The organism is Moorena sp. SIO3A2 (assembly GCF_010672265.1).
Classification (GTDB): Bacteria; Cyanobacteriota; Cyanobacteriia; order Cyanobacteriales; family Coleofasciculaceae; genus Moorena; species Moorena producens.
The window spans coordinates 22,377-32,743 of record NZ_JAAHHC010000061.1 but is presented as its reverse complement, the minus strand read 5'-3'; the positions used below and the strand labels follow the sequence as shown (position 1 = coordinate 32,743).

At 42.9% G+C, this 10,367-nt stretch carries 10 protein-coding genes; 4 read left to right on the top strand and 6 right to left on the bottom strand.

The annotated features are described in order from the left end of the window. Window positions 1–236 precede the first annotated feature (236 nt). Together F6K64_RS33745 and F6K64_RS33740 are read right to left on the bottom strand one after the other, a co-directional pair. Complete coding sequence (locus F6K64_RS33745; RefSeq protein WP_287267645.1) at window positions 237–2,471, bottom strand: NACHT domain-containing protein; 2,235 nt, start codon at window positions 2,469–2,471, stop codon at window positions 237–239. 22 nt (window positions 2,472–2,493) lie between these two features. Then, complete coding sequence (locus tag F6K64_RS33740) at window positions 2,494–2,931, bottom strand: hypothetical protein (RefSeq protein ID WP_287267644.1); 438 nt, start codon at window positions 2,929–2,931, stop codon at window positions 2,494–2,496. A 589-nt stretch (window positions 2,932–3,520) separates the two neighbouring features. On the opposite strand from F6K64_RS33740, the gene F6K64_RS33735 reads away from it, so the two are divergent. Together F6K64_RS33735 and F6K64_RS33730 are read left to right on the top strand one after the other, a co-directional pair. After that, window positions 3,521–4,528 carry a zinc-binding alcohol dehydrogenase family protein gene (locus tag F6K64_RS33735; protein WP_287267642.1) on the top strand — a complete coding sequence of 336 codons (1,008 nt, stop codon included), beginning with the start codon at window positions 3,521–3,523 and terminating at the stop codon, window positions 4,526–4,528. A 74-nt stretch (window positions 4,529–4,602) separates the two neighbouring features. Then, window positions 4,603–4,893: a putative quinol monooxygenase gene (locus tag F6K64_RS33730; RefSeq protein ID WP_287267641.1), complete on the top strand. Its 291-nt coding sequence runs from the start codon at window positions 4,603–4,605 to the stop codon at window positions 4,891–4,893. A gap of 470 nt (window positions 4,894–5,363) precedes the next feature. Here F6K64_RS33730 and F6K64_RS33725 read toward each other — a convergent pair whose 3' ends face one another. Then, window positions 5,364–5,759 carry a hypothetical protein gene (locus F6K64_RS33725; protein WP_287267640.1) on the bottom strand — a complete coding sequence of 132 codons (396 nt, stop codon included), beginning with the start codon at window positions 5,757–5,759 and terminating at the stop codon, window positions 5,364–5,366. Window positions 5,760–6,297: 538 nt separating this feature from the next. Between F6K64_RS33725 and msrA the strand changes: the two genes are divergently transcribed. Beyond that, on the top strand, window positions 6,298–6,762 hold the full coding sequence (gene msrA, locus F6K64_RS33720; protein WP_287267638.1) for a peptide-methionine (S)-S-oxide reductase MsrA: 465 nt from the start codon (window positions 6,298–6,300) through the stop codon (window positions 6,760–6,762). Here the strand turns inward: msrA and F6K64_RS33715 are convergent. Together F6K64_RS33715 and F6K64_RS33710 are read right to left on the bottom strand one after the other, a co-directional pair. Further along, window positions 6,754–6,885, bottom strand: a complete 132-nt coding sequence (locus F6K64_RS33715; protein ID WP_267872089.1) for a hypothetical protein — start codon at window positions 6,883–6,885, stop codon at window positions 6,754–6,756. The two genes, msrA and F6K64_RS33715, sit on opposite strands and share 9 nt — an antisense overlap. Window positions 6,886–7,104: 219 nt before the next feature. Next, entirely contained in the window at window positions 7,105–7,569 is a 465-nt protein-coding gene (locus tag F6K64_RS33710) for a VOC family protein (protein ID WP_287267636.1), read from the bottom strand. A gap of 396 nt (window positions 7,570–7,965) precedes the next feature. Between F6K64_RS33710 and F6K64_RS33705 the strand changes: the two genes are divergently transcribed. After that, window positions 7,966–10,119 carry a Tex family protein gene (locus F6K64_RS33705; protein ID WP_287267634.1) on the top strand — a complete coding sequence of 718 codons (2,154 nt, stop codon included), beginning with the start codon at window positions 7,966–7,968 and terminating at the stop codon, window positions 10,117–10,119. Here the strand turns inward: F6K64_RS33705 and F6K64_RS33700 are convergent. Beyond that, window positions 10,102–10,314, bottom strand: a complete 213-nt coding sequence (locus F6K64_RS33700; protein WP_287267632.1) for a hypothetical protein — start codon at window positions 10,312–10,314, stop codon at window positions 10,102–10,104. The two genes, F6K64_RS33705 and F6K64_RS33700, sit on opposite strands and share 18 nt — an antisense overlap. Between the last annotated feature and the right edge of the window lie 53 nt (window positions 10,315–10,367).

Here is a 10,367-nt window from a genome sequence, read left to right as displayed (position 1 = left end):
GGACAATTCGGGAAATGGAAACAGCCTGTCAAGTAGTCGATCTGTCGGGGGAGAAATCCTAGATAAGTGGCTTTGGGCAGGAATACCTATTTGTGAGAATGGGAAGCCTACACTATACGCTTCGCGTTAGTGTAGGAGGATGTCACTATTGCTAGTCAGGTTATTGCCCAGTCAGAAGTCAGAAGTCAGAAGTCAGAAGTCATAACTTCCAATTCTAAATTCTTAATTCTTAATTCTTAATTCTCAGGCTCCATCTCGGCAAAATGTTCCATCAGCATCCGGTGGATAAAGATGTAGCCTCCCCCTACTTTTTGTAGGAAGATGCGATCAGCGGCATAGTCCAGGAAGCGGGCATAGTTCCAAGGGATGCAATTGTTGAAGTAGAGGACAAGGCGGAGGAAGAAGTGTTGGATGCTCGCCATACCACCATTTACCATGCCTCCGATCAGCCCGAATATCAGCCCTAACATTAACCCTCCCATTAACCCTTCCGTTAGCCCTTCCGTTCGCCCTGCCATCAGCCCTGCCATCAGCTCTTCCGTTGGCCCTTCCGTTAGCCCTTCCGTTAGCCCTGCCATCAGCCCTGGGATCAACCCGACCATTAGCCCGACCATCAGTAATAAAGTTATAGCATTACAAGCTGATTTCCAAATTCCTTGATTTGGATTTGTTTTTGTTTGAATTTCTGAACTTTCTAGCCCGAACATCAGCCCTCCTATCAGCCCTCCTATCAGCCCGGTCATCAGCCCTCCCATCAGCCCAAACATCAGCCCAAACATCAACAGGTTAATCAAGATTTTTTTCCAATTAAATTGAAGTATTTCAACTGTTTTTATTTCTTCCTTTGATCCTTCCTTCAGCCCTGCCACCAGCCCTAATATCAGCCCTAATATCAGCCCTGGCACCAGCCCTAATATCAGCCCTAATATCAGCCCTGACATCAGCCCAACCATCAGCCCGATCATCAGCCCGACCATCAGTCTATAAGTTTGTTTTTGCTTTCTATTTACTAACCAATATGGCTGCATGTTTTCAATTAAAAATACTGTTTGCGACTCCTCAACCATCCTCTGATCCATCCAAATTAACCAACGCTTTACTTGCGCTTTATTGTATCGTTGATTAGTCTTCCGACGCTTAAACATTTTCTCGATATATGCATCAAAAAGCTGCCTGCGCCATTCCTCCACTACCTCAGTTCTAGGCAAATCCTCAACTGCTACTCCCTGATAAGCTAGGGTCATAATATTGAGCATTAAGGGCGAATTTGCTAACTTTTTCCATTCTTTATCCTTTTCAATTAATGTCCTCAATCCCGTTAAATCAGCCCCGACAAGATTCAAGTAATCATATATTTGTGCTAAACTAAGCACTCTTAGATAAACTGCTTTCTGAAAATTGAGACGGTTAGAAAGAGCTTCATAGTCTTTAATCCGACTACACACTACCAACTCGGCACCATAATCTTTCTTGAATCGGTTCAACGCTAGGATACATTCGTCTCGATAGTCTGCCTTTACTTCATCCAAACCATCAAGTAATGGTAGTAGTTGCTGGTTCTTTACCCAAGCTTGTCTAATTTTCTTGGGAACTTGATATATAGTGTTCAGTTCCTCTACTAACCAATCGGCTATCGCCTGCCGTTTCTTTGCCCAAGAGGAGAGGTTAAAGACTACGGGAATTAGCTGATCAGTGTCTTGTTCAGCACGATCGATTAAATTCCGGGCAAGTTCCAGTAAGGTTGTAGTTTTTCCTGACCCTGGGTCTCCTAAAATTAGTAGGGTTCTTCCTGTACCAATTTGGTCAAAAACATCAATTACTTTAGTTCCTTCAGAGAGCGGTTGAGGTGAGTTTTCACCGATTTCGATAATTTCACTCCAAGGATTAGTAATGGCATCTGGTCTCTCCTCTAATCCCAATTCAATTAGTACCTGGTTATGGAGGGATTTTTCCAGAACGCCTTTAATCCAATAGTTCTTGACTTTAGCGAGTAATGCCTGACGGTTGCGGTATTCTTGGCGAGTTAAGGTTGGTGACTGATTCGGAACATAATTATAATGATTATGGATGTCACCACCAATTTGATGAGCATGGACTCTATCAGCAACAACAAATCCACCCCCCAACTTTACAGATTTTAGTGCAGCTACATCTTTTCTCTGAACTTCATTAGGTTTCCTTTGCTTGTGGCTAGAATTTAAAGTCACAAATTGCTTTGATTCATACTCGCCCTTAGATATTTGTTTATGTTCACCTAATTCATCCTTAGTTCGCTTGTTTTCTCTCCAAAAAACAAATACAATACCGACGATAAAACAGGTAGTGACTAACCAACCGGCAGGGTGGCCACCAGCGAACAAAAAGATTACTAGTAAACTAGTAAAGACTTGGGCTATTTGCCAAAACAGAGAACTCAGACCAGCTTTAGCTTCTTCGTAGAGACTCATTTCTTCGCGTTTAACTGGAGACATACTCGCTAACCTATCTATCCCCTCATAGATTAATCAGGTCTTTTAAGAGGCGTTTGAGAATTCGACCACATAAGGTAATACAGGAGCTAAAAGCTAGCAGGACAACAACTAGGCAGAAGTAGCGGTTTACTTCCCAAACGTTCCAGGTACCCACACATTGATCAAAGCCTGTAAAATTTTCTTTAGTTATCGACTGAAATATCCAGCCAAAAATAACGTATAGGATGCCAAGACCAATGGCATCCTGAATTGTCAAATAGACATCTCGCCAGAAGTCACCTATTAAGGTTTTACCAACTAGGTCTAAGGGGTCCCAAATATTGATAAGGAGTTGATAAATAACCTTCCCAAATCTTGTTTTTGGTCTAATGGGTGCCTGTGTTGGAACTTGAGTTGGCTTACCAACTGGTCTGTGGGGTATTGGTTCCTGCTCTGAGGTCATGCAAAACGTAGATATCATTTTTGATAAAGCTAGCACATCCTGTCTCTACTTATACAGCATTTTATAGAAAATTTACCCAGGGTAAACGCATCTAATTTTTCTAATCCTATATATAGTGTTTTTAAAATTCAATAAACACTATATGTTGAAAATAGATTCTCAATAAGCACAATAAGGCCAGGTTTATTGAGAACTACCCCCGCTTTATTGACAAGATGCGTTTACCCTGAAAATTTACCTAGTTTTAAAGTAATGTCTCGCCAAATGTTTAGCGGGAGGCAATCTTACCGATATCTGCTTGATTGACTTGCCATTTTCCGTAAAAAGCCTGGGGGGTCATGGACAGTTGATTTAGGGTGGGCAGTGCGACAGTTAGATTGATGTGCTTGCCTACATTTAACCAAACAATTTATTACACCTTATAAAAATTTGTGTATAGCACCACGCATTAAGGTGTTTGACATTCGTAAACTCCGAAACTTAGTCATAGCTGACTTCTGACTTCTGACTTCTGACTTCTGATTTGCGCGTAGCGCTATATCTCATCAAACTAAAAACTGCAATAGAATCGAATCGGCGGCATTGATCAAAAAAGGAAAACCAAGATATGAAAGCCATAGGATATAATCAGCCTGGACTAATCACTGCACCAGACGCGCTGATCGAATTTGAAACGGAAACACCGGAATTAGGGCCACAGGACCTGTTGGTGGAGGTTCGGGGAATTTCGGTCAATCCTGTGGATGTGAAAGTGCGCGCCAAGATGGCACCGGAAAAGGGCACCAAGGTCATTGGGTATGATGCCGCAGGTGTTGTTCAACAAGTTGGCAGCGATGTCAGTAAATTTAAAGTTGGTGATGAAGTCTTTTATGCCGGTGATATCACTCGACCGGGCACTAACTCCGAGCTCCATGCCGTTGATGAGCGGATTGTCGGGAAAAAGCCCAAATCCCTCGGCTTTGCGGAAGCAGCTGGTTTTCCACTGACTTCCATTACCGCCTGGGAAATCCTGTTCGACTGCCTCGGGGTCAAAGAAGGAGAAGGCAAGGGCGAGAGTATACTAATTATCGGTGGCGCAGGAGGTGTTGGTTCAATCCTGATTCAACTTGCCAAGAAACTCACTGGGTTGACCGTGATCGCAACTGCATCTCGTCCGGAAACCATCGAGTGGGTTCAAAAGATGGGTGCCGACCATGTGATCAATCACCGCCAGTCCCTTGTTGATCAAATCAAGGAATTGGGACTCGAACCCCGCTATGTTGCTTCCCTTTCAGGATCAGACGGACATTTTCCTGGCATCATCGAGCTAATCAAGCCTCGCGGTCATATCGCAATAATTGATGACCCTCAATCCCTAGACATGAAATTGATCAAACCCAAAGCCCTATCCTTCAGCTGGGAGTTCATGTTTACTCGGTCGATGTTTCAAACGGAAGACATCGAAAAACAACATGAATTGCTAAATCGGGTCTCGGAGCTTATCGACGATGGCACCCTAATTTCCACTGTGACCAATAATCTCGGAAAAATCAGTGTGGAAACCCTCAAGACGGCTCATTCGCACCAAGAGAGCGGTCGTGCCATTGGCAAAAATGTGCTCGACGGCTTTAACTAAGACAGCATAGTCAAGGGTGGTAAGTTATCGCCATCAGATTTTTAATTTTTAACGAAAACGAAGGAAACAAAAACATGGCTAAATTGACTCTTGTTGCTCATATCACAGCTAAAGATGACAAAATTGATCTGGTAAAGACTGAGCTTAAAAAGTTGATCGACATCACTCGTGCTGAAGAGGGCTGCTTGCAATACGATTTGCATCAGAACAATGAAAATCCAGCTCACTTTATGTTTTTTGAAAATTGGGAATCCCGTGAGCTGTGGCAGAAGCATATGGGTGCCCAGCACCTGAAGGATTACATGGCTGCAACTGATGGCGCGGTTGAGGAATTCGCTTTCAATGAAATGACCCAAATAGGCTAGGGAATATAGAATATAGAATTTAGAATGTAGAATTTAGAATGTAGAATTTAGAATTTAGAATTTAGAATGTAGAATGTAGAATGTAGAATTTAGAATGGTGAATTAAGAATTTAGAATGGTGAATTAAGAATTTAGAATGTATATAAGCAGGTGCACAAAATTAATTACACATTTTTAAAAACTCAAAGCCTTACGATGTAAGGGGTACAGAGATTGGTAGTAGGAAATTAATTTTGTTTAGGTGCTTAAATCAAAATTTATACCTTTTGCCTTGTCTTCATCAAGGTTGATGAGATGCAAGAGATCTAATTTATAATTCACTATTATACATTCTACATTCACCATTCTACATTCACCATTCTACATTCTACATTCTACATTCACCATTCTACATTCTTAATTCACCATTCTAAATTCTACATTCTACATTCTACATTCTAAATTCTACATTCTACATTCAACCTTCAACCTTATTCAACCTTAGAGCAAACTCGATTCAACAACTCCTTAGGAATTGCCTCGAAATTCTCCAAAACAAAATCCATTAAAGCCAGATGGTATAAGGAATCGGCACTAGGAGTTTTATAGCGAGCACCTTGGGCCAGCCAGCTATTTACGGCGTAAGTTGAGCGGCAGCAGATGTTACCCATGTCTTCTTGATTGACTTGCCACTTGCCGTAAAACGCCTGGGGAGTCATGGACAGTCGGTAGTTGCTGTATAGGTAGATCAAGATTTCCTCTCGCTCAGTGATGGCACGAGGCATTGAATCTGGGCGTGTGGATGGGCTCTCAGCAATTTGGGCAAGCCGGTCTAGGGCTCGCTGACAGTGAACCAGATGATCTACTGACCGTTTTTTTGGCATCATGGAATTACCTCAGACATAGTTTGTGACTGGGGATAAAGCCGCGCTTGTAGCGTCAACTTGAAAGCGCGGCTTTTTGTATAAACATCTTATGGGGACATTTTTATTATTACTAATATCTCGAAAAAAGTCAAGGCTATTTTTTGATTTTAAACATTTTGTTACAAACCAAAAAATTACGATATTGGTTATATTTTATAGTTAAAAATATAAAATATAAGCTATCAGTTTATATCCTAATAATATACACATTATTTTTACCCGATTCCCGATTCCCGATTCCCTCAAAAATTGACAACTACTATATAATGAATAAATCCTGAGCAATGATTGATCAATAACGGGTGCATCTCCTAAAAGCTGTTTAACCCGGTGGGTGGAATGGGCATCTTGCCCGTGACAATTTTCGGAAGGGCTGTCCCAATACTAGCGGTGCGTTACGGGACGGGCTTTCCCAATACTGGCTACGACGCGGAAAATGAAGGCGAGCCCGTCCCTAACGCACCCTACGCAAAATTTACTGTTTAACTACGTAACAAAGATGGAAAAAGCGACATTTGGTGGTGGTTGTTTCTGGGGAGTAGAAGCAGCATTTCGGAAAGTGAAGGGAGTAGTTTCAACCTCTGTTGGTTACATGGGCGGACATTTTCCTAACCCATGCTATCTAGATGTATTATCAAGAATAACGGGTCACGCGGAAGTGGCACAGGTGGAGTATGACCCGGAAAAAGTCAGCTATGAACAATTACTTGAGGTGTTTTGGTCTATCCATGACCCTACTACATTGAACCGTCAAGGTCCTGATCGAGGAGAACAGTATCGATCGGTGATATTTTTCCACAATCAGGAACAAGAAGTGCTGGCAAGACTGTCAAAACAAAAGCTGCAAGTTTCTGGTAAGTTTGATAAGGATATTGTTACCGAAATTAAGCCAGCTTCCGACTATTATTTAGCTGATGACTATCATCAACAGTATTTTGAAAAGAAGCAGAAGTCTTTACGTTAAATATTGCAGGAGATAATAGGGAACAGGGAATCGGGAATCGGGAGTCGGGAGTCGGGAGTCGGGATTAGGAATCCCCAAGGCGATCAAATTAGTTAAGAATAGAGAGCAGGTATCAGGGAACATAAATAAGTAATTTTAGTTAGTTTTGGGTTTCAAAGATAATTTCAATTTTGTTTATTCCAAGAACATAACTTTGACTTATAAATCATGACTCCTGTCTCCTAACTCGTGGATCAAGTTGGTTATGTCAAACTAAGGTTATTTGCCTTAATTTTTATTCCCGATTCCCGATTCCCGATTCCCGATTCCCGATTCCCGATTATTCACAACTTCAGCGAAGTATCATTCAATCGCATCGCAGCGAATTTCAACCATAAATCCATCGGGGTCATAAAAATAGATACCTCTGCCGGTAGGACGAGTTACTGGACCATGATCGATGGGAATTTGATTTTGTTTTAGGACTTCTACGGCTTGGTCAAATAACTGAGGATCGATATCAAAGGCGAGATGATTAACCCGAGTAAAGCCACGATGGGGGTCTGGATCGGGTGGTGATAGGTCTGGCTCGGAAAACAAATCCACAACAATGCCATCTGGGGTAACGAAGTTAGTGACTTTTCCGGCTTCGACTAGCGATCGCAAGGTACTGGGCACTTCTTCTCCAGTTAGTTCATGTAAACCTAGTACTTTACCATAAAAGTGGCGCGATGCTTGGATATCCTTCACATTCAGAGCAATATGATGGACTCGACGGAGACTACCTGGACTTAGTGTAGGTTTGATTACTTCAGGGCTAGAAACCATTTTTTTTAATAATTGTTAGTTGTGAATGGAAGTGTTAATTGGTAAGTATTCAGCTATCAGCCGTTGGCCGTAGGCCACGCTACTTGAGGTGCAGTCAGCTAATCAACGGGAGGTAGAAAATAAGCTTACTGGCTGGTACGGCTGCTTTAAAATCCCTGCTCATTTTACTCATCCGACCCCGCGCAGTTAAAGTGCCTGCTAGCTGATAGCATCTCAAGCAGCGTGCGTGTAGCGCATTAGCACCTCAAGTAGCGTGCGCGTAGCGCATTAGCTGATAGCTGATAGCTGACGGCTGAATGCTTACGTTAATAGTTAATTTTTAATGGTTATACCGTTCTCAATTTGCTACTTTAAATGTATTTCAAATTTATTTAAATTTCCCCTTTTCCTGGTAACATGAGCACTTTTTCTCAAATCTTAGCCCAAGAACTGTCGTTAAGTGCGACTCAGATCGAGAATGCCCTGTCTTTATTTGCTGAAGGGGCAACTATTCCGTTTATAGCTCGCTACCGTAAAGAGGTGACTGGTTCTCTCGATGAAGTTCAGCTACGCACTATAGCTGAGCGCCATACTTATCTAACGGAACTTGAGCAACGGAAGTCAGTAATTCTGAATGCGATCGCATCTGCGGGTAAGCTCACCGATGAACTTAAGGCTAAGATCGAAGCTTGCCAGCAAAAGACTGAATTAGAAGACCTTTACCTGCCCTATAAACCCAAACGACGCACTCGGGCAACCATGGCCAGGGAGAAAGGACTTGAACCCTTAGCGGACTGGATTGAGTCGATGAACACTCCGGAGGTTAAATCAGTATCCTTATCTGAAGAAGCGGCTAAATACATTTCCCCAGACCATAAGCTCAATACGGTAGAGGACGTTCTTCAAGGTGCCTCGGATATTTTAGCGGAAGCTGTAGCTGAAAAAGCCGACTTACGAGCGTATTTGCGGGATTATTTCATGAAATCGGGAGTATTCATCTCTCGGATTAAAAAGGATTATCCCGAAGGTACCACTAAGTTTGAAATGTACCGGGAGTTCCAAATCCCAGTGAAATCTGTAGCGCCACACAATATGTTAGCCCTGCTCAGGGGTGAAGCGGAGGGAGTACTAAAGCTGGAACTCTCCTTTGATGAAGACTATGTTATGTCCTACCTAGAGTCTGAGGAAATCTACACCAAAGCTACCCTACTGCGAGAGTTTTACCAGACCATGCTCAAAGATGGGTTTAATCGGCTGATGAAAACCTCCCTAACTACGGAAGTACGTAGCGATCGCAAAACCTATGCTGATGCAGAGTCCATTAAAACCTTTGAAGCCAATCTCCGAGAACTGTTGTTATCTCCTCCAGCAGGAATGAAGCCAACCTTAGCCATAGATCCAGGCTTCCGCACCGGTTGTAAAGTGGCTATCCTGGATGAGACAGCTAAATACATCACATACCAACCAGTGTTTCCCCATCAAGGCAGCCAAAAGCGCGAACAAGCTGCTAAAACAATTAAGGATTTAATCGAAACCTACCAGATCGAGCTAATTGCCATTGGTAACGGTACAGCGTCTCGTGAGACAGACGAGTTTATCTCGGAAGTACTCAAAACCATGGAGCGCAAACCGATAAAAGTAATGGTGAATGAATCTGGGGCATCGATTTATTCCGCCAGTGACTTAGCACGAGAGGAGTTTCCGGATTTAGATGTCACAGTCAGGGGAGCGATTAGTATTGGCAGACGGTTACAAGACCCCTTAGCCGAGTTGGTCAAGATTGACCCTAAATCCATTGGTGTGGGACAGTACCAACACGATGTTGATCAAAAATTGCTCAAGAAGAAACTTGATGACACCGTGGAAAGTTGTGTAAACTATGTAGGAGTAGATTTAAATACTGCATCCGCTCAACTGCTAACCTTTGTATCTGGGATTACCCCGACTATTGCTAATAACATTGTGAGCTATCGCAATCAGCAAGGTGCATTCAGGAACCGTAGGGAAATCCTTAAGGTACCAAAGTTAGGGCCAAAAGCCTTCGAGCAGTCAGCAGGATTCCTAAGGATTCGCAACGGGGATAATCCGTTGGATAACACAGCTGTGCATCCAGAGAGTTATCCCGTAGTGAAAGCGATCGCATCGGATTTGCAGTTACCTCTAGCCAAGATTAACCAAGGAGCAGACCGGTTCAAATCAGTAGATTTGAACCGTTACGTCACGGATACCATCGGCTTACCAACCCTAGAGGATATTATCCAGGAATTAGAAAAGCCAGGACGAGACCCCAGGGCTGAGTTTAAGTACGCCACCTTCAAAGAAGGCGTAAATGAGCTCAAAGACCTAAGTCCTGGAATGGAATTAGAAGGAATTATCACCAATGTGGTGAACTTTGGAGCCTTCGTAGATATCGGTGTGCATCAAGATGGATTAGTGCATATCTCCCAACTAGCTGACCGGTTTGTAGAGGATCCCAAACAGATAGTAAAAGTGGGACAGGTGGTGAAGGTGCGGGTAATGGAAGTAAATGAAAAACTAAAGCGCGTTAGTTTATCAATGCGATCGCGCTAAATGTTGCGTAGGGTGCGTTAGGGGGGCTCTGATTTTCTCGGTAGCCACGGTTAGGTTGCTGCCCGTAACGCACCACCGGGTCAAACAGCTTTTAGGAGATGCACCCATTGCGATCACCCCTATTGACGCGATCGCAATATTAAGGAGAATTGCTAAAACCGTTATATTACAAGCTAAACCATTGCCTGTTGTCAATTCCGAAGTTCCCTATTCCCTGAGCGCAGCGCTGTAGTTTATCAATTTTGGGT